Here is a 25,257-nt window from a genome sequence, read left to right on the forward strand (position 1 = left end):
GATAAAATCCCTTTCCTCCAGACTAATTAACAGCATACCAGAAGTTGCGGGTTTTGAACATTCCGGGTAAAAAATCCCCGCGTTCTCCCCCGCCGCTCCATACGGCAAAAAGCGATACCAAAGTCTCAGATGAGCTCTGGCATCGCTTCTTGTTTGGGCTTGATTTCTACAGTAAAGAGATCAATTGGCTGCCGTACTGGAGCTCACCGCGATTCTGCTTGCAGACCTCCAAATTGATAATGGGGTCAGGAAGCGTCGGGTCGCTGTGGATCGCCAGTGCGAAATGCTCCTCGGCCTTCCCTTGTTGTCCATTCAACACCTCGATGCAACCCAGCGCATTATAGATCATCGCCCGCATCTTCTTGTTGTCTGCCATGGGCAGGATGGACACCAATACATCGGAAGCTGGTATGGTTTGCCCCAAATAAAGATGGGACATGGCAATATACAGCTTGATCAGAAGGCTATCCGGAAATACCGTGGCGGCCGCCTCAAATTGCTGTATGGCCGGCTGGAACATCAACAACTTGTAATAACCTTGACCGCGAATGAATGCATCAAGCTGCAGTTCAGGCGCTTCGGTCGGTGGAAAAACAGGTGGAGAAGCGGCACTCTCGCGGAAAATGGCCATCTTCTCTTCAAAATGGAGCCATTCCTCGATAATACCCTCGCTCATGCTTTTGAGCATGTTCCAGTTTTGTACCAGCGCCTGTTTTTGGGGACCTTGAGCAGAAGGGTAATGCTTCACAATTTCATCTAACATGTTGTTCATTTCAGCGAATACATGTTGAAACATAGCTGCATCCCACCCTTAGCGGAAAAATGAGATCAGTGCGTCGACCTGAACTCATTTTCTGTAGAAGACGGTCTTTTCATCCCTTTAGGGTCCCGACACATTTTGGTTCTTAGGAGTCCTCTTAGAGAACCGCGGCGTGAACTTCTCGATATTCCGTCGTAACCGGCTTATTCAATTCGTCAACGATCACGACCGTTGGGGTGTGATTGTCGTATTCCTCTTTGGACATCATGGCGTAAGAAATGATAATGACGTTGTCGCCGGGCTGTACAAGCCGTGCGGCTGCCCCGTTCAAGCAGATAACGCCGCTGCCCCGTTCGCCTTTGATTACGTACGTTTCCAAACGAGCGCCATTGTTATTGTTCACGATTTGAACTTTTTCATTCTCTAGAAGATCTGCAGCCTCCATTAAATCCTCATCAATGGTAATGCTGCCCACATAGTTCAGATTGGCTTCCGTCACCGTTGCACGGTGGATTTTGGATTTCATCATTGTTCTAAACATGGGATCCCCCTACTTTTGGTTGAAGTAACGCATTGTCAATGAGACGGGTGCGGCCAAAACGTACCGCCAGCGCCATAATGACGGTTCTGTCTTCATCCGATATGCGATATGAATCTTCCACTGGAACAAGTTCCGGGAAAGTGAGCAATTCTGCATAATCAATATCAGCGAGCGGGGACCGGGATATATACTCCCGAAGATGAGCACGGATCTCTCCTGCCGTCGCCGCTTGTCCCTGCCGGATTGCCTCCTGAGCGGTCCGCAGAGAGCCCGACAGCACAAGTGCCTGTTCCCGCTCTTCCGGCTTCAGATACACGTTGCGCGAGCTTAGAGCAAGGCCGTCAGATTCGCGGATGATCGGACAAGGCACGATGGTCACATCCATGTTCAAATCCTGTACCATCTGCTCAATCACGGCCACCTGCTGGGCATCCTTCATGCCGAAGAATGCATAGTCAGGTTTTACGATATTAAACAATTTGTTAACAACCGTGGTAACACCGTCAAAATGTCCGGGACGGGAGGCCCCGCACAACAAAGACGTAATTTCCGATACGGCGATCTTGGTTTTGGTCGGCTGAGGATACATTTCGTGAACCGAGGGAATAAAAACCACATTTACTCCTTCGGATTCCGCCAACGCCAAATCGCGTGCCTCATCCCGAGGGTAGGTCTCATAATCCTCACCCGGTCCGAATTGAATCGGATTGACAAAGATACTGACGACCACCGTACCTGCCATTTCTCGCGCCTTACGCATCAGGCTGGCGTGTCCTTCATGCAAATAACCCATCGTAGGCACAAGTCCTACCGGACCACTGCCGGATTCCCGGCGGTCCTGGAGCTCTGATCTTAATTCCGCAATGGTGCGAATCACTTTCATGATGTCGTGCCCACCTTTTCCTTTTTGCTTCCATATAAAGTTGTTGTTGTTTCTGAACCTGCATGATTCTCAGCCTTGAAGACATGCTCCTCTGCCGGGAATGAGCGGTCCTTTACTTCCTTCACATACTGCGTGATGCCTTCACGGATGACGGAGCCGACATCGGCGTATGTTTTTACAAAGCGTTTGTCCCGATAGGGAGACGCGTATTTCAATATATCATGGAATACCAGAACTTGACCGTCGCAGTAACGACCAGCTCCGATGCCAATTGTCGGTATGCTCAGCGCTTTGGATATTTCCGCCGCTGCCTCTTCCGTAACCAGCTCCAATACAATTGCGAATGCTCCAGCCGCTTCAAGTGCCTTTGCATCATTCATGAGCCGCTGCGCGTCTTGGGCATCCTTGCCTTGAATGCGGTAGCCTCCAATCTGATTCACCGACTGAGGCGTCAGTCCGATGTGGCCCAGTACCGGTACGCCGGACTGCACGATCCGTTTCACGGTGCCGGCGATTTCTTCGCCGCCCTCCATTTTCACCGCATGCGCATGGCCTTCCTGCATCAATCTCCGCACCCCGCGAAGACTTTCATCAATATCTCCGTGATAGGTCATAAACGGCATATCCGCGACGATGAAAGTGTCCTCCGCTCCACGAGCAACGGCACGGGTATGGTATACCATGTCGTCAAGCGTTACCGGAATTGTGGAATTATAGCCGAGCACGACATTGCCGAGGGAATCGCCTACCAATATCATATCAATATCCGCTTCCTCTGCCAGCTTGGCGGAAGGATAATCGTACGCGGTCAGCATGGTGATCGGTACACCCTTCTTCTTCATGTTCTTCATCTTCACGATGTTCAGTGGTTGTTTGCCTGCCATTGTGACACAGCCTCCTTTGTGTAAATAAGTTAGACACAATAAAAAAACCTTTTAGCACATACTTGCTAAAAAGTCCGAAAGGCAAAAAAGAGTCACTCGCGATCGTCCCTTCTGTCTCGGTCCTTTCGGCTCAGAGCAGAATCCAACGTAACCGGCATAACAGTTATGAAGGTGTTCTAAAAAAAGTAATACATTTCATTACCAATTGCTGCAGAGTGCAATTCGCTCATGGCGATACCGCCTCTTGGTCATAGTATAACAAATTTGAGCCACGATTTCACCATGTTTCATTTACCTGGTATTAAAAAGAATATCACCGGAGTATACGGGGATCAGCTCATCATCTTGGTTGCGAACCAGCAGCGCACCATCTCGGTTGAGTCCTGTGGCAATCCCGCTAAAACGTTCACGGGCCGTCTGAACTTGAACTTCCCTGCCCACCGTGCCGGATAAAGCTTCCCAGAGAGAGGCTATAGGTTCGAAGCCCTGCTCGTTGTACAATTCATATAAAACCTCCATCTCCGCCATGATGGCTTGGATCAGCTCTGTCCGGTTGACGGTTGCTCCGCCAGCCATGCGAATCGAAGTCGCAACGCTGCGAAGTTCCTCCGGAAAATCCGACTCTTTCAGATTGGCGCTGATTCCGATACCGGCAATGCAGTAGCGCACCCTTTCGTCTTCTGTTGCAGACTCCAGCAGGATGCCGCAAACCTTTTTGCCCTGAAACAGAATGTCGTTTGGCCATTTGATATCGGTCTGCACACCTGCGCACTTCGTGATCGCACGGCATACCGCTACGCCTGTCAACAAGGTGAGCTGTTGGGTTAAATGCAGCGGTTGCTTCGGTCTGAGCACCAGGCTCATCCATATGCCTTTGCCTCTGGGGGAGTGGAATTTCCTTCCCATTCTCCCGCGTCCGCCCGTCTGCTCTTCCGAGATCACAAGCGTGCCTTCGGCTGCTCCTTCTTCCGCCAATTGCCGGGCATCTTCCTGAGTTGACGTCGTCTTGTCAAGCAGCTTCAGCGGTTTACCGAAGATTTGACTGGTCATCCCCGCTGTCAGTTGTTCCACGCTCAGTTTGTCCGGTTCATCCATCATGCGGTAGCCAAGCCGCGGAACGGCCTCGAAATCATAACCCAAATGACGGAGCTTATTGATCTGCTTCCATACGGCCGTCCGGCTGATGGACAATTTACGGCTGATCTCTTCTCCGGACAAAAATTGGCCGGAATGCTCCTGGAACATTTTCAGAAGTGCATTGTCTTGATCATAATCCTTCATTATGAATTACCACCCGCTTTGCTTCTTCAATCAACGATTCCTTATCGTTGTTAATTAAACCTGCCGCCGCTTTCTCCAGCAATTGCCCGAGAAGTTCTCCAAGCCATGGGCCCCCCCGCTTGTCCAGCGACTCTAGCAATTCGTTTCCGGTGATGGCCAAATCCTTCAAACTCCGAATTCGGAGCTCCCGGAGCCAACCGTCAAGCTGTTCGATTAAACGTAGCGAGGCAGAGGCCGCTCCCGTTTGATTCAACGCCATCTGCAGTTGCAACCAGCCTTGAGCTGCCTCGGCTCCGTGGACAAGGACCAGCTTAATCCATTTGTGCCTGACGTTCTCGGTATCTTCCTCTTCCTGCTCTTGCAGATAGGACTCATGAAGCGCGAGCAGTTTAACGATGGCTTCCCGCTGCTTATTGGAGAATGTCCACGATCGCAGCAGCCCCTCTGCTTCCTGGGCTGAAATGCCGCAGGCAAGCAGCAGCAGCGTCCAGCGGATCGTAGAATGCTCCGGCTCGATCCCACTCATGGCTTCTATCGCCTTCGTGTCATGTCCGGTATACGGAAACGGCGCTTTCATTCGGGCGTACAAACCGCTGCGGACAAACATCTCCAACCCGCGCAATGGGGCCGGTCCAGTCAAAATCTTTTCAAATTCACTGCGGATGCGCTCCATCGCAATCCAGCTTAAGGTGTCTCTCTCCGAGAGAATCCCCCTCCATGTATGCTGCGCGATGGAGAAACCGAACACGGAGGCGAAACGGATGCAGCGAACCATGCGCAGGGCGTCTTCACGGAAACGGAGACGCGCATCGCCTACGCAGCGGATCACCTGCCTATCAATATCCGCTCGTCCGCCAAACGGATCCACCCAGGATCCATCAATCCCTCGAGCCATTGCATTCATCGTAAAATCGCGCCGTCTCAAATCTTCCTTCACTTCTCGGACGAAAGCAACTTCCGTTGGATGACGGTGATCCGCATAACCGCTCTCCACGCGATACGTCGTCACTTCGAAAGACTGGCCTTCCATCAGCACCGTCACGGTCCCATGCTTGATTCCTGTAGGAATGACCTTGGGGAAGACGGAACAGGTGACTTCCGGCAAGGCGGAGGTGGTAATATCCATATCACTGACCCTGCGCCCCATGTATTCATCACGGACACAGCCCCCGACCCAATACGCTTCATGTCCATGTCGAAGCAGAGTCCGGATCACGTCCGCACTCCGCTCGGCCATATCGGGATCCGCGTTGCGCCATCGTATTGAATTAAACATATCTGCCATAGTTTCCCGTTCCTTTATCCGAAAAACAACGAGAGGGTCGAGCTTAGCCGCAGACCGGCTTTAGCTCGCTAACCTCCCGTCCCAATACTCGGTAATATATTTCTTCGTACTTGCCCCGTATCAATTCATTGCAGAACATCGTCTTGGAACGATGCAGACAAGCCTTGCGCAGCCGCTCACTAAGGGCTTCGTCCTTTAATATTTCAAGCACATGCTGAGCCATCGAATAGGTGTCTCCGATCGGTGCCAAATATCCGGTTTCGCCATGTGTAATCAATTCGGGAATCCCGCCTGCCGTGGAGCCGACAGTAGGCACTCCGCAAGCCATCGCTTCCAGAGCAACCAGGCCAAAGCTTTCCTTTTCGGAGGGAAGCAGCAGCACATCCGCCATGGATATCACGTGCGCAATTTCATCTTGTTTGCCTAGGAAATGCACCTTGCTGCCGAGGCCCAGCTCATTGATCCGGCACTGGATTTTCGGAAGCTCGGGCCCTTCTCCGACAAGCAGCAGCTTCGCCGGCACCTGTTCCTGGACCTGAGCGAATATTTCCAACACATCAGCTACCCGTTTTACCGGACGGAAGTTGGAAATATGCATCAAAATCTTTTCATTCGGTTCTGCATAATCTTTACGCAGCGATTCCGAATCCCGCGCATAGTACACCCGGGGATCCACAAAATTGTAGGTAAGGTCAATATCCCGGCTTATATCCAGCAGTTCCCGCGTTTCTCGGATGAGATCCTGAGAAACAGCCGTAACGGCATCACTTTCATTAATGGCGAGCCGAATCAAGTCCTTCAGCGATTCATCCTGCGCCAGTACTGTGATATCGGTTCCGTGCAGCGTTGTGACGACCTTCAGCTGATCTCCGACCATCTGCTTCGCTAAGAAGGCACACACGGCATGCGGTACCGCATAGTGCACATGCAGCACGTCAAGCTGCTGCATTTTGGCTACCTGAGCCATCTTTGTCGCTAGCGACAGATCATATGGCGGGTATCGAAACACATAGTAGTCGTTCACTTCAACTTCATGATAAAAAATATTTTTATGGAAAGTCCCTAACCGGAACGGAATGCTGTGAGCAATAAAATGAACCTGGTGACCTTGCTCGGCCAGGAGTTTTCCCAGCTCTGTCGCCACCACGCCCGACCCGCCCAATGAAGGGTAACAGGTAATGCCGATTTTTAATGGTTGTTGATTCATGTCAGGCCTCCTTTACGTACGCCTCTATATATTATGCCTGCTTGGAGCCGAATAGATGAACAACATACGGACTTTTACAAGCGAAGCCTTCTGCATAAGGAATAAGCCTGCGCGCTCCAAGCAGTGAATCCCTGGCCCGCACACGCTCTATGTACCCCTCTGTCAACGGAGTAGAGACTGCATCTTCTTCAGCCTTCTGGAACTGGGAACGATAGCTAAACAGGGCCTGCTCCTTGACGCCGTAATGATCCGTAACGTCAACGACGAGGTCCGTTCTTCCGATATCATTAATGAAATAAAAATAAAGCTCGTCCACCTTAACCGGCGGCTGCTCGGGCATGTAACGACGAAGTTTGGCATTAAATACCGCTTCCTCAACCAAACGGCTGCAAGCCACATGGTCCGGATGGCGATCCTCCCAGTAAGGAGCAAACACAATCGAGGGAGCAAACTTGCGAATCTCGGCCGTGACCCGTTCAATGTTCTCTGGCGTCACAAATAAACCGCGGTCCGGCAATCCCAGATTCGTACGGACCTTGAGATCCAAAATCCGGGCAGCTTGCTCCGCCTCCTGCTTACGAATGTCGACGGTACCGTTAGACGACATCTCGGCCTGCGTCAGATCACAGATCCCGACCGACAGTCCAGCTGCCGTATGCTTCGCAATCGTTCCTGCCATTCCGATCTCGGCATCGTCTGCGTGTGCTCCGAAGATTAAGATGTCCAGTTGGCTGTTCATTAGCTATCCACACCCGGCTTGTATTTATGAACAAGTTCCCGCCATGCAAAATCGCCACGGTCCAGCGCTTTAACTAGAATCTCGGCCGTTGCCACATTAGTAGCAAGCGGAATTCCCTGCACGTCGCATAAACGAAGAAGTGCATTAATGTCCGGTTCATGAGGCTGCGCCATCAAAGGATCCCGTAAAAAAATGATCAGATCCATCTCATTGTCCGCAACGAGTGCACCAATCTGCTGGTCGCCGCCAAGCGGCCCTGAAGCAAAACGGTGAATGCTGAGTTTGGTTTGCTCCATAATACGGGTCCCCGTCGTTCCCGTTGAGTAAAGATTATGATCTTCGAATACATTTTCATATGCGATAACGAAATTGACCATTTCCTCTTTTTTACGATCATGAGCGATAAATGCAATATTCATAGTAATTTCTCCCCTATGTTAGTCAATAAAATGATCAAATCCATAGACCAAGCCGGTGTAACCCATTACCTTCTCTATAGCCATCTTCACGCCCGGCATATAAGCTGCACGCTCATAAGAATCATGTCGGATCTTCAAGCTTTGTCCGTAACCGCCAAATATGACTTCCTGCTGGGCAAACACACCCGGCAGACGGACGCTGTGAATACGGAAGCCGTTATAATACCCGCCTCTGGCGCCCTCAATGACCTCTTCTTCCTTCGGATTGCCTTGGCGGATCTCCTCGCGGTTTGCAGCAATCATTTCGGCTGTTTTGATCGATGTTCCGGATGGCGCATCAAGCTTCTGGTCGCCATGGGTTTCAATGATTTCAACATGAGGCAAATATTTGGCAGCCGAAGCGGCAAACTTCATCATCAGGATCGCTCCGATGGAAAAGTTCGGTGCAATCAAACCGCCGATATTCTGCTCCGTACACTGCTTGTCCAACTCTTCGATTTGCTCTGGCGTGAAGCCGGTTGTGCCCATGATCGGACGCACGCCGTGCTTAATGGCCAGAGCTGTGTTGCTATAGGCAAATTGCGGTGCTGTAAAATCAACCATGACATCCGGTTTCGTTTCGACGAGCGCCATCTCCAGATCGGACGTCACCGTAACGCCGCAGGCAGGAAGACCCACAAGCGTTCCTGCATCAGCACCTGCATCCGATCGGCCGACAGCGGCAACCAGTTCCAGCTCCTGGTCGCCCAAAACAAGCTTCACTACTTCTTTACCCATACGGCCGCCGGCACCGACGACCGCAACTGTCCATTTGTTTGCCATTTTTACATGTCCTCACTTTCAATCCGATGCTGTATCCTGCATATATGATTTCAAGCGCTGTTTGAGTTCCTCCATAATATGCTGAAGCCCACTCTCCTGTGGGTACAATGAGATGACCTCTTTTAGAGTGGAAATGGCACGCGCATGCTCATCGAGTTCGCTATAGACCAGAGCAAGCCATACGTAGGCTTGAGCGTATAAAGGGTCCATCGCTACGGCTGATTTCAGATGAGACACGGCCTGATAGAGCTCAGACTTGGTCACATCCTTGCGATTTTCCACCATTTTTCTGGCACGCTGCACCAGTTCCGCCGCCTTGATATGCTGTAAGTGAAGCGCATATTCCGGTTTGTCAGGCTGCAGCCTGACGGCCTCTTCCGCGTGAGTAATCGCCATCTCCAGTTTGTTGCTTCTGCCGTAGGTAATGGAGCATCGGTAATGCACTTCGGCATCTCCCGGATTCGCAATGATCGCTTGCTCAAACCAACGTAAGGCCTCTTCGAAATCATTCTGAAGGATGCATCGATATGCTTTTTGTATATAACTTTCAGGTTTCACGGGCTGTCCCTCCCCACAGCGGGTTTGGTACAGCATATGTAGCAGCAGCCTAATCGGTGTTTATTTTCGTCCAACGATCGGCATCACGCGTCGCAAATTTATGCATGACTTTAGCGTGTGCTTCCGCGAGATCGATGCCAAGAGAATTGGCAAAACAAATTGTAATGAACAATATATCTCCAAGTTCCATTTCGATGGAATTGTCTGCTTCATCCGCTTTTTTCGGCTTCTCACCGAACTGATGATTAACCTCTCTGGCGAGTTCGCCCACCTCTTCCGACATACGGGCCATCATGGATAAAGGACTGAAATAGCCTTCCTTGAATTGTGATATGTATTGATCGACTTCCTGCTGCATTTCAGCCATTGATTTTCCCAAGACTCTAAACTCCCTTCACTGCACAGTCTGCCTTAACTTGTAACACCCAAGCCGAAAGCAGCATTCTCTCATGACGAGCGATTGGTTTTAAACCTATGTTATCGTAAAGCGGATTTGAAAACAAATAATTTTTTATGGCTGGAACATGATCAGCACATACTAGGTAGGTGTACAAGCAACCCAGACATACGGGTAATATCCACAATCGGGAATGCGAGGGGTCTTATGAAAACGTCCAAGTTGCTCCACCAGCTTCAAACGATCATTCCGATCATCGCCGGTTCCGCCATTTACGCATTCGGCCTTCTGTATTTCATCATTCCGAATGAACTCATGGAGGGGGGCGTCACCGGCATTACCGTACTGCTGAACTATGCCTTTAACATATCGCCGTCCATCTCAACCATGGCGCTCAATATCCCGCTATTCTTGGTCGGCATGAAAATCCTCGGTAAACGCCAGTCTATATACACAGGTCTCGGCATTGCCTCATTAACCCTGTTTCTGTGGCTGTTCGAAGCTTTGATCGACCGCGGCTATGTTGTGCCGTTTCATACCGAACAGGATTATATTCTTGCTGCGCTATACGCAGGTGTCACATTGGGGGCTGGACTCGGTATCGTGTTCCGGTTTGGCGGGACGACGGGCGGTTCAGACATCATTGCCAGAATCATCAACCGGAAATTCGGCTTCAGTATGGGCCAGATCATTCTATCGCTTGATATCTTGATTATCGGGCTTTCCTTATTCTTTATCCCGCTCGAGCGGATATTGTATACCCTCGTCGCCGTATTCATCGCTTCCAAGGTCATCGATTTCATACAGGAAGGAGCTTATGCCGCCAAAGCCTTCACCATCATCAGTGATCAGGCCCCAGATATCGCCCATCGCATATCCACCGAGATGGAGCGAGGGGTTACGCTAATCCCCGCCATCGGTGCCTACTCCAAGCAAGCCAAGCATATGGTATACTGCGTCGTATCGAGGCAGGAAATTCGCCGCCTAACGGGAATCGCCAAATCGTTGGACCCTCGGGCATTTATTATCATTAATGATGTCAATGATGTGCATGGCGAAGGATTTAAAGAGGAATAGCCCGGTTCGCACCGGGCCATGATCGGAACAGCTATGGATTCCCGCCTACATTTTGCGAGGGAACATTGGTTTTGCGCTATACAACTGACCTCGGTATTTGCGGTATCCCGCAAACGTTAATGCCGCCAAAATGAAAGCACCGATGACCAGCTGCCACGTCCATGGTTCCTTGACCTCTCCCAGCGGTGCGAGGGCAGGTTCATCCTTCTTTTTGCCAAACAACGAGTTGATCATTTCCTCGCCCTGCGGAACCACTTTTTGCACCTGTGCCGTGTCTCCGGATGACACCAGACCTCCGGCATAGGAAATCCAGGACTCCATCATGTTAACATCCTCAGGCTTTCGCTGTATGACAACGGAAGGACGGATGAGTTCATAATGTCCACTCAAGCTGTCATACGCTCTTCTCATGCCAGCCTGATCCTGCTGGACGGCATATTCCCCCATGACTCTCAGATCTTCACGTATGACCTTATAATATTGCAGCCATAACGCATCTCTGGCATGGATCAGACTATCGGTTGCCATTCGAAGTTTACCTGCGGACACCATCCAGTGCTGCGGGTCCTGCGTGGCCCTTGCCGTGGCTTCCTTCATCTCCAAAATGCTCTCAGCCAACGCATGAATCCCTTCTACTCCGGTCAATCCCTGAAATGACGAAGCCTCAAACAACCCGGATACCCGGCGAATATCCTCCAGGACGGCTTGTACATTGCCTTCTTCCACATGGCGGTATAGCTGCTCCACTTCCTTGTTCAGCGCCTTGGCCTGTATGGACGCGGCGGGCGAAGTCTCTGACTGTCCGTTTGCCGGGGTAGCCCGCACAGGATCACCCATGCTGACGGTAACCAGCATAAGCAGTGCAGACAGGCACAGCAGGAGCTTCGGAAAGGTTCGAAACATGGGACATCCCTCCTACCGTATATGTATGGCAGAAGGGATGCTCATAGAACCGTGTTGCCTACACAGCTAACGTGGTTTGGATTTCCCATACTTCATGAAGATCCAACCGGCGAAACCGCTGAAGAGAGTCAAAAGATACGTGAACAGCTCGACCGCTGATAGGTCGTCATATAACTGACCCGGCAGCCAAGGAAATACGCCGTACGTATAATCAACGGTATCATTCAGCAGTGTCCAGGCAATGGCCCCGGTGAGCGCTGTCCAGCGATAATGAAACAATCGTACGAACAATAGCGCTTCCACCGCCATCGCCGTATGGGAAGCGACGAGCATCCAATCCTGCCATGCCAGCACATCTCCTTGGGCTTGTCCGGCAAATATGATAGCCACGGCCCATATCCCATACTTTACCGATGTAACGACCGCCAGCGCCTCAATGAATTGCTGAAACAAGGAGCCCCCAAGCCCCCGAGGCGGGTAAAGCAGCAGCAGCAGCGCCAAGCTGAAGAATAAACTGGCCGTCGGGCTGTCCGGTACGAATATGACCTGCCATAATAAGCCATGATCCACCGTATCGACCATTTGACCCCCGTACCATATGTATCCATAGATCGTTCCAAGGATGTTGCAAATGAGCAGCAACCAAAGAATCGATCGCTTGCTTAGAAATTCCCGGCTCCAAACATACGAAATCGACAAACTCCGTCCTCCTGTCCAGTTCCTTGTATTCTTAATTTTTACGACTAATGCCGATTATACCTAAACCTCGCATATATTTCATCTGTGTACAAACATTTAAAAAGAACCTGACCACATTGCGGTCAGGTTCTTCTATGCATCTTACTCTGCAGCGGCTTCTGCCTTTTGGCTTGCGAGCCAATCAGCCAACTGGTCGAGTTGTTCTTCGGTTACTCCGGCCGCAAGCGCCGTGTCTTTCATAGCCGGCATGCCGCCTTGGCCATTTTCAATAATAGCCACGATCTCTTCTTTCGTGTGGGTATCCCCGACACCACGAAGCGACGGTCCGGATGCCCCTTTCAAATCTGCAGCATGACAAGAGATACAGGTAGCTGTCTTAAAGGTTTCCATCGCCGGATTATCCTTATCAACGATTGCTACAACACTGTCTTCAGCCTGCTTGCCACTAGTCGTTGGTAGACCAGCTGCATGCTTCTCTTCTGCCTCTTCTTCACGCTGAATATGCTCCGGTTTCTGTCCAGTAGCTTCCAGCTCATGCACATAGTGCGTCCATGCTGCATTCGTCAGATAGATGACTGCAAATAACGACAGAATCATAAGGGCCGAAGTAATAGGCCGCTTGTAGAACCGCCGCTCTTTCCCCGTATCAAGGAAAGGAACAAGGAGCAATGCGCCGAAGGCAACGCCTGAAACACCAATCGTACCAAGTACTACATAATCACCGGAAGCGTACGGAAGCTTCAGGTATTCATACAGGAACAGGAAATACCAGTCCGGCATCGGGATTACAGAAGCTCCCGGATCCGCCGGATAACCGAGCGGAGCCGGCTCCGAGATGGTCAGCACAAGAAAACCGACCAGTACAACTACACCAACCATCCATTCCTTCAACAAGAAGTTAGGAATGAACGCTTCTGATTTGCCGGGATAAGCGGTGTAATCCGGCGGCGTAACCCAACCGCTGCCTTTTTTCACACGCGAATCGCCGACATAAACTACTTTCTCATCAGATTTATGACCATGTGCCATAAATATGCGCCTCCCTTCTTCTTATAGTGGACCGGAAATACCTTGTCTGCGGATCATGATAAAGTGTCCTACCAATAGAGCAAGAAGGACAGCCGGAAGGAAGAATACGTGAATAGCGAAGAAACGCGTTAACGTTTCGGCACCTACGATCGTACCGCCTTGCAGCAGCTCTTTAATGATAGGTCCAAGCCAAGGTACGGAGTTCGCAATCTCCAATGTAACTTTTGTAGCGAAGTAAGCTTTGTTATCCCATGGCAGCAGGTAACCTGTCAAACCAAGACCGAGCATAACAAAGAAAATGAGCATACCCACAACCCAGTTCATTTCACGCGGCGCTTTGTACGAGCCGGTGAAGAACACGCGCATCGTATGCAAGAACATCATTACGATTACCAAGCTTGCGCCCCAGTGATGCATGCCGCGGACAATTTGTCCGAAGGCAACCTGTGTTTGCAGGTACTCAACACTGTTGTAAGCGTTTATGATATCCGGTACATAATACATCGTCAGGAACATCCCCGACAGAATCTGGATGACTGTGATAAAAAACGTCAAGCCGCCGAAACAGTACACAAACGCGGAGAAATGATGCGCCGGGTTTACGTGTTCCGGTACCTCGTGATCTGCAACGTCTCTCCAAATCGGCGTGATATCGAGACGTTCATCAATCCAGTTGTAGACATTCTTCAACATCTGAATCTACGCCTCCTATTTAACTACGGTATTTGGCACGATGGCGCCGAGGTAAATCCAGCCGTTCTCGATTTTCGTCTCGTACTGGTCAAGCGGCTTCGGCGCAACTGCCAGGTTCTTCCCATCCGGTGTATAACGCGCACCGTGGCAAGGGCAGTGGTATTCATCAGGGAAATTTTTGTTGTTATTCCATCCAACAAGGCATCCCAAATGTTTACAGATCGGTGAAAGCGCTACAATTTCACCCTGATCGTTCTTACGAATCCACGCCGTTAAAGTAGCTGTACTGTTGTACCAGCCGTCCTGCTGTTTGAGCTCGAAATGGAATTCCTGTGGATCGTTGGTAATTTTGCTCTCTTCCGCGACCTTTACAAAAGACCCTTCTTCTTTATTTTGAAGAATCGGATCAACGGCAAAGCGAAGCATTGGCAAAACTACTCCAGCAGCCATATAAGCTGTGGCACCGCCCAACGTGTATGTAAGAAATTGTCTGCGGGACATCTCTTTCTGTCGGGGTGGATTGTGCGATTCTTCATGCTCGTCATTGTGGTTGCTGCTCATTCTGTGTTCAACCCCCTTTGTCAACCGTTCTTAAGTGTCATCAATGATTAAAATCACACGACTTACTAGGACATACTAATAATATCTTAGGCACCCAAGACCGTCAAGAATTTGAACCCCAAATTTGGGTTCGCTTCCAATAGCCCTTTCATAAATTGTTGGTTTTTTGTCACATTTGAACTCAGCTTTCCTGCTGCCACATTTCACTGATTTGACCGGAAACGATAGCTGACAGGGGGATACCCTCATTGCCTTCCAACCTGCGCCGGGACAGTACAAGCGTGCTTTCAGGCACATCCTCTTTAGAGAGCTCAACATCCGCTGTCATGATAACAACAAATTTAAACCCGATGGATTTGACATTGTGACAAACCTCATTTAGAAGCTTTATATCTTCAGTATTTCCATATTGTACAGCAGGATATGTAACCAATCTTCCCTTAAACGGAATTTCTGCCAAATCCATAAAATCCCGCAGCCGTTCAAGCGCAGCTGTAGCCTCCCATGGCGTTTCCAACCCCGATAATCCGGTAAACGGAATCAGGCAGGTATCAAAAAAAGGTTTAAGTTCCGGCCAAGTCTGCTTGTCTACTTCACTAAATTTCATGCATGGTACATCCTTTCTGCTCACTCATCATCATTTTGTTATCATTATACGAGTGGAAGAGCGGATAAAGCAAAAAAAAAGAAGAAATGCGATAAAGCATTTCTTCAATTCAAAGTCCTCAGTTCATCCGTCAGGTTTCGGAAAGCCACTTCGTCGCCGGAAGCCAGCGCTTCGTCAATTTCTTTATACAGCTCTTCACTCCGATGCTTGCGCAATGCTTCGTCCCACACCATTTCGGCCGCCAGACCTAACATAACCTCGTAAGTAACCTTCATCTTATCCATTAGGATGCACCTCCAAACTAAATTTTGCGTATACCTTATATTCTTTCCCTTTAAATGCTTTACTTCCAAAAATTTTTACGGCTGCTGCAAATGTAACCAAACAACCATGCTAGAGAATCAAATCGTTCGAATCGCTGATATGTATGCCGGCTTCCGCGGCCTTTAAGCCAAGAGCGGTCATTTTGTACGAAATTCCCATACTCTGACTCTCTCCTATTCTGAGCATCCCCAAATGCATCAGCATGCGGATAATCCGCTGCTCCAAAATGTTTTGCGGACTGTCATAATAGAAAGGACGGATTAGCCAGCCCAGCGATTCGTAAAGAGAGGCTGCGGTGACCCAATCTCTTGCGCATTGACTGATCCAGTATACAAGAGATGTGATATTGGGAATTGCGCCTTTATAAAGTCTTAACCAAAAGCGGAATATCTGTATCACGCTAACTTGATTTCCTTCCTCCATAAGCGCAGCTCCGCTTTCGGTCAGGATCAACCGGGCATTGTTTTCCCTGATCCATTTTTTAGCGTAAGCATAATCGTACAGCAGCGCAAACCGATCGGGATATTCAATGCAGGAGCGGCCATACCCGAACCGCCATGCTCCCTTGGTAATGAGCGGTTCCGTAATATGCAGCGTACTCATGAGCTGTTGCTGATTTCGCCTATACATGAATCCTTCCTGATTCAACTCGATATCATGTCTGCCGACATATTTAAGAATCAGCATGAGATCTTCTGCGGCTAGTCCCTGCTCATCCCGGTACACTTCCGGGTCATCACTCAATCTATGCAGATTTTGATGAAGCCGTTCACGCAGCACGTCACGAAACCGCTCCTTCAAATCCGAAGGCACTTGAAACAAATACTTGGTGGAATGGGTAAAGCCGTTAAACAACCAGCCGCTTCGGCGATAACGTGCGACCGCCTCACGCGGACTTTCCGGTTTGGCAGCGGCAGCTTTCTTATTTGAAGAAGCTTGATCATCTTTCTCCTCCATTTCCGCCGCATGACGGATCGCGGCCGTCAATTCTTCCAGACTGTAGCCTGTTCGAGTGTCAAATGCCAGGTTGTTCAGAAAACGCAAATCGCTTGGTGACAAGCTGCTGACCTGCTCCTCGATAAACTCTCTGCGTCCGAGCTTGGACAGGATGCTCTGGATCAGTTCATGCTTTGAATTCCGCTTAGCGTCACAATCATAGTGATTCGCTATATTGCTAAGCTGTCCAATATCGGCATATGTGAGCATATCCGCTAGATTCATCTTCCATCGCCTCGCCGTTTTACAACCATTATGGGAAGGTTTTGGACATTTGATACCTGATACACTTCGGTTTAACTAAATATTTTTTTATTTTTTTGTATATAGAAATGACTATGCTCTCTTATTTAATGATAGAATACTTACCGATTGTTGCAGAGAATTCGCTTATGATGTATTACATTTAAATAAAATGAAAAACCGCTTATATGAAGGTAATTATTCAACCACTACAGGAGGAACAAAATTATGAGAACTCCAGAACATGAGATATAACTTGGTGCAAATCGAATTCGGGGGCCTCCCTTAAGAGCTTTTTAAAAAATGAAAGAACCTTTCATTATCAAAAGCTTGGAGGTTATGAGAAATGATAAAAGATGCAGAATTTATGGCCTTTATTCAAGATGTGGATCAACATTTTTCAGGATGGGACTTTTCGCGCATTACAGCTTCAGGACGCATGCAGTCCCATGCTCTACCCTGGTCTTTGGGCAGCATGGTGATTCCGTTCATGCGAGACTCCACAACGATGCTGGACATGGGGACAGGCGGAGGAGAGTTCTTATCCTCCCTCCATCCACTGCCGAAAACGGTCTATGCAACCGAAGGGTATAAGCCAAACGTACCGATTGCACAGCAAAAACTTGAGCCGCTTGGCGTAAAGGTCGTCTATTTTGAAGAGGATGCCTCGCTGCCTTTGAAGGATCATTTTTTTGATCTGATCATCAATCAGCATGAGTCCTATTCCGTAGCGGAAATCCAAAGAATTCTAAACGATCATGGCGTATTCGTAACCCAGCAAGCCGGGGGAACCGACTGTGATGGAATCAACGAATGGTTTGGCGTTCCGTTAAATGAAGAGTTCGCTCATTGGGATCTGGAAACCGCTGTCCAAGAACTGCAGGACATGTTTCAACGTCACCTTCAGCCGGGAGGACTTTTCACCGCAGCGGTTTTATGACATCGGTGCACTGGTCTATTACTTAAAAGCCATCCCCTGGCAGATTCCTGATTTTACGGTTGAACGCTACGTCGAACCCTTATATCAGATTCATCAGGTTATCCGGACTAAGGGCTACTTCGAGGTGCAGCAGCATCGGTTTATTTTAGTAGCAGAAGCGTAAAACTCATCTTAGAAACAAATAAGAGCCTTCCCGCGGGAAGGCTCTTACTTCTATTCATGAAGCTCCATGTTACGACTGTTTTGTCAACAGATGTTTGGTACAGTTAAACAGCAGGGGCGACCAGTCATCGTCTTTTCTCTCCAGGACCGTGAGCGACAGATTGCCGATCCGCTCGCTCAGAACGCCGCGGCACACCAGCCTGTATAGCTGCGCTAAAAATCCACCGTGGCTGACAACCAGAATATTGGCATCCGGGTGTTTATGCCACATATCATCCAGAAAGACAAGCCCTCTGGATTGGAGCTCCAGATCCGTCTCCTGTCCCAAATCGAGCAGGTGCCAATCAGCACCGAACCGGGATTCACGCTCCTTCGCTGTCAAACCTTCCACCTGACCGTACTTGCGCTCCCGCAAACGGTTATCCGGTGGCATCAATGGAATGTTCAGCATGGACGAGATGATCTTAGCTGTTTCCTCAGCCCGGGAGAGTCCGCTGCTAACCGCAAAGTCCCATCGGTAAGGCTCCTGCAGAAGTCTATCCCCAAGCAAACGCGCTTGACGACGACCTTCCTCATTCAGTGGAATGTCCGTTTGGCCTTGGATTTTGCCTAACGCATTCCAATCCGTTAATCCATGACGAACCAAGCCGATTTGCATGCCGCATCTCCTCCATCCTAACCATTTTTTTATCTTCTGACCCGATTTAATCTCTTCAGGAAAAACATGGCGAATCCAATGCCCAACAGGGATAATATCATCCAATATTCTGGCTGGGTCGGATTCATATCAACCACAAAAGGATCAATAATGCCGCTGTTCGTTTTCGGAATGTTGTAATCGTCCTGAGAGTTCAGGGTTTGGGCCGTGTCAGCCACCCCCGTAGGGATGATCCCTGTCGTTACCGCTTCCGGAACCGGCTCCGGCTGGTTGCCGGTCGCTGCAAAATAAACGAAGCTGCAAACAAATAGAGCCAAAAAACCGGCAATCATGAATGTCAGCCGCTTGCGGAACACTCGGCTTACCGCCCGACTCTTAGACGTTTCCTCCACCAGCCATGGGAAATCGCGATAGATGCGGTCCATCACGTTGCGGTTGATCTGTTCAGCGTCCATGTCGGGGATCTCATGTTCCAGAACATGAACCATGTTCTGGCTTTCCACCCACATTTCGTACTCCGCTGCACACGATCTGCAGGTTTGAACATGTGCGATCAGCCGTTGTCGCCGCAGATCATTGTCCGGCAAATCCCAGACCGTTTCCATCAGCTCTTGGGCTTCATCGCAAGTCATCTATTCTTCATCCCTCTCAGATCCTCAAAAACCGGCTCATAAAAATAGGGTTCGAGCTGAATTTTGACACTGCCGCGAGCTCTGAACAACAATGACTTAACCGAGCTGACGCTTTGACCTAAAATATCTGCGATTTCCTGATAATCCAGTTGATCATACTCCCGAAGAATCAGCGCCGATCTCTGTTTCTCCGGTAAATTATTAATTGCTTCCCTTACCATATGTACTCGTTCACTGCGTAGTATCGCCTGCTCAGGAGCAACCTCCAGCGGAGCCACAGGCACGACCCCGCTCTCCTCCAGCGGCAATGTGCCGCTCCGATGCTTGCGCAGTTCGCTGAGCACCGTGTTGCGGGCAATGGTATAGAGCCATGTCGAGAAGGATGCATCCACTTCCCGGAATGAGTGCAAACTCCGGAACGCCTTATAAAATGTTTCCGAACATAAATCTTCAGCCATAAGCTCCATGTGCGAACTTTTTAACATATGATAGACAAATGCTAATATTTTTCTCTGATAACGCCGCATTAATTCGGAATAAAGTTCGGTATTGCCTTGCTTAATTTCTTGGATTAGCTGGGAATCCGTCATATGATTTTTCGTTCCTCCTTCACCATCCGGTGCCTCTTCCCTGTCCTTTACATCTCCGCGGATGCAATGATCATGGATTTGTGCAAAAGTACCGTCAAACCATATATAGTTACGCCTCAAGATGTCTGACTATTCTATGTATTTGGCAATTTCCCCAAATCTTCTACACTAGCACTCTAGCATTATAGCACATATTGGAGAAAAGTTCAGGTTTGTGGCAGTAGGTTTGCCACGGATAGGAAAAAAGACAAAAAAAATCCGCCTTCAACATTGAAGGCGGTTGCACACAGTGCAATATTTTGGATAGGAGTGGAGAGAAACCATACTGTACTTTTATTATATGTATACGTTTTCATTTTGTCAACACTGAAAACGCATTTATTTCCGGTTGTTTAAAAACAACCGGAAAATTACTGGTACACCGAGTGTCCTTGCGACAACAATAGCTCTTTAGCCCGCTCCTGCTCGATTTCATTGCGGAAGGAAAGCCGCATCACGCCCGGAACATCTTCCCGACTCTCAATAATCTGCATGTTGCTGAGGTTGATGCTGTTCGTCCCCAAGTCCGTCGCTATGCGGCCGATGATACCCGGATGGTCAGGCACGTCCAAATACAGATCGTATTGGGATACAATCATCCCTTTCCGTCGCTCTGGGAGCACGCTGCGGAATTCCCCCGCTCTGCGGAAAGCCTCTTCGATAGCAGCCCCGTCCTTCGACTCCAGCATATCCATGAAACGCTGGATGCCTTCGTTCCAGTCTCGTAACAGCGGCAGCATGACATTGCGATTATTTAATAGAATGTCCCGCCAAACGACCGGGTCGCTGGAAGCGATGCGGGTAATATCCCGAAAGCCTCCTGCAGCCAGCGTACGGTACAATGGGTTATCGTCATTGTAGGAGCTGATCTGGTTCACCAAAGCCACGGCGATCACATGAGGCAGATGACTGATGGCTCCAACAATTTCATCGTGCAGTCTTGGATCAACCTTGACAATATGTGCGCGCGTATACGACAGAAGCTCTACAAGTACGTCCAGCTTCTCCTGTGGGACTTCATCCGGTGGAGTAAGCACATAATATGCATTCTCGAATAATACGGTGGAAGCAGCGCCTACACCGGATCTTTCCGAGCCGGCCATCGGATGTCCTCCGATAAAATAGGCATCCTTAAGCGCAAGCCGGGATGCGCATTCGGCAATACTCGCTTTGGTACTGCCTACATCCGTAATAATGCACCCGGGTTTAAGCTGCATTTCACTCAGACGTTTTATGTACATCTCCAGACTTCCTACCGGAACACACAAAAATATGATGTCCGCGTCCTGGACAGCTTCTTCTACCGAAAGCGTAACTTTATCGACAACACCCTTGGCGATAACCTGGTCGGCATATTCTTGCGTGTGGGCATAACCGGTAACGGTTATGCCTGGTTTTCCTTTGAAGTTTAAAGCTAACGAACCGCCGATCAAGCCGACGCCGAATATAGAAATTTGTATTGTCATGTTCTCTCTCACTCGTTTCAAGCTGCGATTATTGTTATGTCATTAGATTAGGCTCGTGCATTCACTTCTTGAAGCACTTGTTCCAATGCGCCGATGAAAGCCTTGTTCTGTTCTTCAGAGCCAACGGTTACGCGAATGTAGTTCGGGTATACTTCAAATCCAGGACGTACGATAATGCCTTTGCTTAGCAGGGACTTGAACACTTCGGTGCCCGGCTTTTTCACATCCACCATGATGAAGTTCCCGTTCGCAGGAAAATAGGATAACCCAAGACGATCAAACTCCCGCTGGACATAAGTGATTCCCTCGGCATTCAATTGACGGCATTTAGCTACGAACTCCTGATCTTTCAGAGCTGCCTTCGCCGCTACTTGGGCCAGCCGTCCTGTATTAAACGGCTCACGCACTCGGTTAATTAAGGAGATAACCTCAGGTTGCCCGATGCCGTAGCCGATGCGAAGTGCAGCCAGGCCGTATATTTTGGAGAAGGTACGCAGGATGACCAGATTCGGATAACGCTCCATTAATTGGATGCTGGCCGGATACGAAGCGTCCGTAACATATTCATAGTAAGCTTCATCGAGAACAACCATCACGTGAGCAGGAACTTCATTCAGGAAAGATATCAGCTCGCTTTCAGAAACGATGGTTCCGGTCGGATTATTCGGATTGCACACCCAAATGATTTTGGTTTGGTCCGTAACGGCTTTTGCCATGCCCGGCAGATCATGCTTCCCGTTAACCAGAGGTACCTCAATGCTTGTTGCACCTTCAATATCCGCATTCGTTTTATAAACCGAGAAGGTCTGATCGGCCATAATGGTTTCGTCTCCCGGCTCCAGGAACGCCCGAATAATGAGAGCGATGATTTCATCGGATCCGCATCCAAAAATAATCTGATTGCGTTCAATACCAAGCTGGTCAGCAAGCTCCGCCGTTAAATCGGCTGCACTACCATCCGGATACAGGCTGAGCGCTCCCAGTTCAGCGGTAATCGCTTCGGTTGCGCGCGGCGAGCAGCCATACGGATTCTCGTTGGAGGCCAGTTTAATGACAACATCCAGGCCTAATTCTTTTTTGACTTCTTCGATTGGCTTCCCGGGTTGATATACAGGAAGATTAACAATTTGTGCTTTCGGTTTCATTCGTTATTCGCCTCACCTTTCATAACTGCTTAACACAACACTATCCTTTTAATTGTGCCACAAACTCTCTGATTTGCAAAAGTCCCTGCCGTCTTGTCTCTTCCTTCTCAAGCAGAGGAATGGTTGATTCGATCTGACGCACAATAGCACTGCCAACAACGACGCCGTCGCAGATTTTCGAGAATCTGGCAACTTGTTCGCCCGACGAAATACCAAAGCCAATCGCGATTGGCACGTTACTGTACTGCTTCACCGTCTCAAGGAATGATTCCACTCCCGTATAAAAATCGGTGCGCTCGCCTGTTACGCCAAGCGAGGATACGCAATATACAAAGCCGGTCGCTTCCGAAGCGATGCTCGCAATCCGTTCATGGGAAGTAGGTGCCACCAGCGGAATTAGGTGAACGTCCGCGGCATGAGCCCGTTTCCTAACCTCTTCGGATTCTTCTACCGGCAGATCCGGAATGATCAGTCCGCTGATATCATGCCTTACCACTTCTTCGAAGAAGACATCCAGTCCGGTCTGCAGAACCGGATTGTAATAGGTGAACAGAATGAACGGCAGCTCGCTGCCCCGTTCTCTCGCCAAGCGTGCGGTCTCCATGCAAGTGCGAATGGTCACCTTGCTCTTCAGGGCGCGCTCGGAAGCACGCTGAATGACCGGGCCATCGGCAAGTGGGTCAGAATAAGGAACGCCGAGTTCGATAATATCGGCCCCTGCAATTTCAAGCTCATCAATAATATCCAGCGTCGACTTTACGTCCGGATCCCCAACGGTCAAATAAGGAATCAGGGCCGTCTTGTTTTGCTGTTTCAACGACGCAAAGGTCTGGTCTATTCGGTTCATTCGGTTTTCCCTCCCGTGTAAGCCATGATGGACTCCACGTCCTTGTCACCGCGACCGGACAAATTAATGACGACGATATCGTCTTCGGTCCACGCGGACGCCATTTTTACTGCTTGCGCTACGGCATGCGCGGATTCCAACGCGGGTATAATGCCTTCCGTGCGGCAAAGCAGCTGCAGGGCATCCAATGCCTCTTGGTCGGTTATAGGCACATACTGCACACGCTCAATATCTTTTAAGTAGGAATGTTCAGGCCCAACGCCGGGATAATCAAGGCCGGCAGAAATGGAATGCGCCTCCTGAACCTGTCCATACTCATCCTGAAGCAAATAACTCATCGATCCCTGGAATACGCCCTGGGTCCCCTTGGACATGGTAGCCGCATGAAAATCGGTATCTACCCCTTTGCCGGCCGCTTCGACACCGATCAAACCGACTTCCTTATCTTCCAGGAACGGGTAGAACATGCCGATCGCATTGCTTCCTCCCCCGATTGGTGCAAGAATCACGTTTGGAAGTCTTCCTTCCGTCTCGAGAATCTGTTTGCGGGTCTCGTCACCGATGATCCGCTGAAAGTTCCGCACCATCATCGGATACGGATGCGGACCTACTGCGGAGCCAAGCACATAGAAGGTATCCTCTACGTTGCTGACCCAGTAGCGAAGCGCCTCGTTGCCGGCATCTTTAAGCGTTCGGCTTCCCGACGTCACCGGAATCACTTCGGCACCGAGCATTTTCATGCGGAATACATTCAGCTGCTGCCGCTTGGTATCCTCTTCGCCCATGAACACCTTGCATTCGAGACCGAGCAGAGCGGCTACGGTTGCAGTGGCAACGCCATGCTGCCCGGCGCCCGTTTCGGCAATGACCTTGCCTTTGCCCATGCTCTTGGCTAACACGCCTTGAGCAATGGCGTTGTTGATTTTGTGTGCGCCTGTATGGTTCAAATCCTCACGCTTCAGATAAATTTTCGCCTTGCCGAGGTGTTTGCTGAGTCGTTCGGCATAATATAACGGCGTTTCCCGTCCGGAATACTGTTTAAGCAAATAAGCAATCTCCTCTTTGAAGGCAGGATCCTCCGAAAAGCGGTTATACTCTTGTTCAAGCTCTATTAAAGCGTTCATGAGTGTTTCCGGTACGAACCGGCCACCAAACACTCCGAAACGTCCATTACGGTCAGGAAGTTGTGTCATTTCCCCTTCACCCTTTCTACGAATGCAATCACTTTGTTTATATCCTTCACGCCAGGTTCACTCTCAACGCCGCTGGATACATCCACGCCGTACGGAGCGTATTGACCTATTAAATGCGATACATTATCCGAATCCAATCCGCCGGCTACAAACAAGGGGATCCCTTGCTTTTTCGCCCACTTCTGGTAAGGCGGAATGAGCTCCCAGGCAAATGTCTTGCCAGACCCTCCGCCATACACCGGATCGTACGTGTCGATCAGCAATCCGTCGATGGCGCCCGCATACGCATCCAGTGCTGACAGACGTTCCGCTTCCGGACGGTCACTCTCGATCGATACCGCCTTAAAAACGGAAACCGGGAAGCGCTCCTTCACTTCCCGGCAAAATTGCGGCGATTCCTGACCATGCAGCTGCACGACGTCGAGCGCTGCTTCTCGTAGAAGCTCTTCCAGCTCATTCACATCAGGGTTAACCAAGACGCCGACAGCGGCGGGAATCCTGTCATGATCCCATTCCCGCAATACTTGCATCAGCTGCGAAGCCTGCTGCGGCGTTACCTTCCGCCGACTCTTGGCAAATACGAATCCGATATAATCCACAGGTAAGTTTATCATAGATTTTAGCACTTCAACGCTTTGAAGTCCACATATTTTTAGCGCCGTACTCATCATCCAATA

General features: G+C 49.6%; 29 protein-coding genes and 1 pseudogene. 2 read left to right on the forward strand and 28 right to left on the reverse strand.

Annotation, left to right across the window (positions count from 1 at the left end):
• Positions 1-166: 166 nt before the first annotated feature.
• The 12 genes from PLA01S_RS22495 to PLA01S_RS22550 form a co-directional block, all read right to left on the reverse strand.
• The gene (locus PLA01S_RS22495; protein ID WP_246059775.1) at positions 167-772 is read right to left on the reverse strand and encodes a hypothetical protein; all 606 of its coding nucleotides are present in this window, start codon (positions 770-772) and stop codon (positions 167-169) included.
• 145 nt (positions 773-917) lie between these two features.
• The gene (gene panD / locus PLA01S_RS22500; protein ID WP_100536345.1) at positions 918-1,301 is read right to left on the reverse strand and encodes an aspartate 1-decarboxylase; all 384 of its coding nucleotides are present in this window, start codon (positions 1,299-1,301) and stop codon (positions 918-920) included.
• Positions 1,294-2,184, reverse strand: coding sequence for a pantoate--beta-alanine ligase (gene panC, locus PLA01S_RS22505; protein ID WP_127594121.1), 891 nt, complete (start codon positions 2,182-2,184; stop codon positions 1,294-1,296). Before panC ends, panD begins: the two co-directional genes overlap by 8 nt.
• Positions 2,181-3,068: a 3-methyl-2-oxobutanoate hydroxymethyltransferase gene (gene panB / locus PLA01S_RS22510; protein WP_127594122.1), complete on the reverse strand. Its 888-nt coding sequence runs from the start codon at positions 3,066-3,068 to the stop codon at positions 2,181-2,183. Before panB ends, panC begins: the two co-directional genes overlap by 4 nt.
• A gap of 291 nt (positions 3,069-3,359) precedes the next feature.
• Positions 3,360-4,349 (reverse strand): biotin--[acetyl-CoA-carboxylase] ligase, encoded by a 990-nt coding sequence (locus tag PLA01S_RS22515; RefSeq protein ID WP_127594123.1) that lies wholly within the window; start codon positions 4,347-4,349, stop codon positions 3,360-3,362.
• Positions 4,336-5,634 (reverse strand): CCA tRNA nucleotidyltransferase, encoded by a 1,299-nt coding sequence (locus tag PLA01S_RS22520; protein WP_127594124.1) that lies wholly within the window; start codon positions 5,632-5,634, stop codon positions 4,336-4,338. Before PLA01S_RS22520 ends, PLA01S_RS22515 begins: the two co-directional genes overlap by 14 nt.
• Positions 5,635-5,677: 43 nt before the next feature.
• Entirely contained in the window at positions 5,678-6,841 is a 1,164-nt protein-coding gene (gene bshA / locus PLA01S_RS22525) for an N-acetyl-alpha-D-glucosaminyl L-malate synthase BshA (protein WP_127594125.1), read from the reverse strand.
• 31 nt (positions 6,842-6,872) lie between these two features.
• Complete coding sequence (gene bshB1, locus PLA01S_RS22530) at positions 6,873-7,580, reverse strand: bacillithiol biosynthesis deacetylase BshB1 (protein WP_127594126.1); 708 nt, start codon at positions 7,578-7,580, stop codon at positions 6,873-6,875.
• Positions 7,580-7,999 carry a methylglyoxal synthase gene (gene mgsA, locus PLA01S_RS22535; RefSeq protein ID WP_071218384.1) on the reverse strand — a complete coding sequence of 140 codons (420 nt, stop codon included), beginning with the start codon at positions 7,997-7,999 and terminating at the stop codon, positions 7,580-7,582. Before mgsA ends, bshB1 begins: the two co-directional genes overlap by 1 nt.
• An 18-nt stretch (positions 8,000-8,017) precedes the next feature.
• The gene (gene dapB, locus PLA01S_RS22540; protein WP_127594127.1) at positions 8,018-8,821 is read right to left on the reverse strand and encodes a 4-hydroxy-tetrahydrodipicolinate reductase; all 804 of its coding nucleotides are present in this window, start codon (positions 8,819-8,821) and stop codon (positions 8,018-8,020) included.
• Positions 8,822-8,839: 18 nt separating this feature from the next.
• Positions 8,840-9,379, reverse strand: a complete 540-nt coding sequence (locus tag PLA01S_RS22545) for a tetratricopeptide repeat protein (RefSeq protein WP_071218386.1) — start codon at positions 9,377-9,379, stop codon at positions 8,840-8,842.
• 49 nt (positions 9,380-9,428) lie between these two features.
• Positions 9,429-9,758: a nucleotide pyrophosphohydrolase gene (locus PLA01S_RS22550; protein ID WP_071218387.1), complete on the reverse strand. Its 330-nt coding sequence runs from the start codon at positions 9,756-9,758 to the stop codon at positions 9,429-9,431.
• Between the two features lie 225 nt (positions 9,759-9,983).
• Here PLA01S_RS22550 and PLA01S_RS22555 point away from each other — a divergent pair, with 225 nt between their 5' ends.
• Positions 9,984-10,853, forward strand: a complete 870-nt coding sequence (locus PLA01S_RS22555; RefSeq protein ID WP_127594128.1) for a YitT family protein — start codon at positions 9,984-9,986, stop codon at positions 10,851-10,853.
• Positions 10,854-10,898: 45 nt separating this feature from the next.
• Here the strand turns inward: PLA01S_RS22555 and PLA01S_RS22560 are convergent, their stop codons facing one another.
• The 8 genes from PLA01S_RS22560 to PLA01S_RS22595 form a co-directional block, all read right to left on the reverse strand.
• Positions 10,899-11,756, reverse strand: coding sequence for a sporulation protein YpjB (locus PLA01S_RS22560; protein ID WP_127594129.1), 858 nt, complete (start codon positions 11,754-11,756; stop codon positions 10,899-10,901).
• A gap of 66 nt (positions 11,757-11,822) precedes the next feature.
• Positions 11,823-12,455 carry a DUF1405 domain-containing protein gene (locus tag PLA01S_RS22565; protein ID WP_127594130.1) on the reverse strand — a complete coding sequence of 211 codons (633 nt, stop codon included), beginning with the start codon at positions 12,453-12,455 and terminating at the stop codon, positions 11,823-11,825.
• A 141-nt stretch (positions 12,456-12,596) separates the two neighbouring features.
• Positions 12,597-13,484: a menaquinol-cytochrome c reductase cytochrome b/c subunit gene (locus tag PLA01S_RS22570; protein WP_127594131.1), complete on the reverse strand. Its 888-nt coding sequence runs from the start codon at positions 13,482-13,484 to the stop codon at positions 12,597-12,599.
• 21 nt (positions 13,485-13,505) lie between these two features.
• Positions 13,506-14,177 carry a menaquinol-cytochrome c reductase cytochrome b subunit gene (qcrB, locus tag PLA01S_RS22575; RefSeq protein ID WP_006209500.1) on the reverse strand — a complete coding sequence of 224 codons (672 nt, stop codon included), beginning with the start codon at positions 14,175-14,177 and terminating at the stop codon, positions 13,506-13,508.
• Between the two features lie 15 nt (positions 14,178-14,192).
• Positions 14,193-14,738, reverse strand: coding sequence for a Rieske (2Fe-2S) protein (locus tag PLA01S_RS22580; protein WP_015734548.1), 546 nt, complete (start codon positions 14,736-14,738; stop codon positions 14,193-14,195).
• Between the two features lie 181 nt (positions 14,739-14,919).
• Complete coding sequence (locus PLA01S_RS22585) at positions 14,920-15,345, reverse strand: DUF2487 family protein (protein ID WP_127594132.1); 426 nt, start codon at positions 15,343-15,345, stop codon at positions 14,920-14,922.
• Positions 15,346-15,449: 104 nt separating this feature from the next.
• A complete protein-coding gene (locus tag PLA01S_RS22590; RefSeq protein WP_006209497.1) occupies positions 15,450-15,629 on the reverse strand; it encodes an IDEAL domain-containing protein in 180 nt (59 codons plus the stop codon).
• A gap of 109 nt (positions 15,630-15,738) precedes the next feature.
• The gene (locus PLA01S_RS22595) at positions 15,739-16,890 is read right to left on the reverse strand and encodes a hypothetical protein (protein WP_127594133.1); all 1,152 of its coding nucleotides are present in this window, start codon (positions 16,888-16,890) and stop codon (positions 15,739-15,741) included.
• 364 nt (positions 16,891-17,254) lie between these two features.
• Here PLA01S_RS22595 and PLA01S_RS22600 point away from each other — a divergent pair.
• Positions 17,255-18,011: pseudogene (locus tag PLA01S_RS22600) on the forward strand (methyltransferase domain-containing protein).
• Between the two features lie 69 nt (positions 18,012-18,080).
• On the opposite strand, the gene PLA01S_RS22605 reads toward PLA01S_RS22600, so the two are convergent.
• The 8 genes from PLA01S_RS22605 to PLA01S_RS22640 form a co-directional block, all read right to left on the reverse strand.
• Positions 18,081-18,668, reverse strand: coding sequence for a histidine phosphatase family protein (locus tag PLA01S_RS22605; RefSeq protein WP_127594134.1), 588 nt, complete (start codon positions 18,666-18,668; stop codon positions 18,081-18,083).
• Positions 18,669-18,697: 29 nt separating this feature from the next.
• The gene (locus tag PLA01S_RS22610; RefSeq protein ID WP_127594135.1) at positions 18,698-19,300 is read right to left on the reverse strand and encodes an anti-sigma factor family protein; all 603 of its coding nucleotides are present in this window, start codon (positions 19,298-19,300) and stop codon (positions 18,698-18,700) included.
• Positions 19,297-19,890: an RNA polymerase sigma factor gene (locus PLA01S_RS22615; RefSeq protein WP_015734542.1), complete on the reverse strand. Its 594-nt coding sequence runs from the start codon at positions 19,888-19,890 to the stop codon at positions 19,297-19,299. Before PLA01S_RS22615 ends, PLA01S_RS22610 begins: the two co-directional genes overlap by 4 nt.
• A gap of 410 nt (positions 19,891-20,300) precedes the next feature.
• Complete coding sequence (locus PLA01S_RS22620) at positions 20,301-21,395, reverse strand: prephenate dehydrogenase (RefSeq protein WP_127594136.1); 1,095 nt, start codon at positions 21,393-21,395, stop codon at positions 20,301-20,303.
• Between the two features lie 47 nt (positions 21,396-21,442).
• Positions 21,443-22,540, reverse strand: a complete 1,098-nt coding sequence (gene hisC / locus PLA01S_RS22625) for a histidinol-phosphate transaminase (protein WP_127594137.1) — start codon at positions 22,538-22,540, stop codon at positions 21,443-21,445.
• Between the two features lie 40 nt (positions 22,541-22,580).
• Positions 22,581-23,387, reverse strand: a complete 807-nt coding sequence (gene trpA / locus PLA01S_RS22630) for a tryptophan synthase subunit alpha (protein ID WP_127594138.1) — start codon at positions 23,385-23,387, stop codon at positions 22,581-22,583.
• Positions 23,384-24,580, reverse strand: coding sequence for a tryptophan synthase subunit beta (trpB, locus tag PLA01S_RS22635; protein WP_127594139.1), 1,197 nt, complete (start codon positions 24,578-24,580; stop codon positions 23,384-23,386). The genes trpA and trpB overlap by 4 nt, the downstream gene beginning before the upstream one ends.
• A complete protein-coding gene (locus PLA01S_RS22640; protein ID WP_127594140.1) occupies positions 24,577-25,251 on the reverse strand; it encodes a phosphoribosylanthranilate isomerase in 675 nt (224 codons plus the stop codon). Before PLA01S_RS22640 ends, trpB begins: the two co-directional genes overlap by 4 nt.
• Between the last annotated feature and the right edge of the window lie 6 nt (positions 25,252-25,257).

It is taken from the genome of Paenibacillus lautus NBRC 15380, assembly GCF_004000945.1.
In the GTDB taxonomy this organism is placed as follows: domain Bacteria; phylum Bacillota; class Bacilli; order Paenibacillales; family Paenibacillaceae; genus Paenibacillus_AQ; species Paenibacillus_AQ lautus.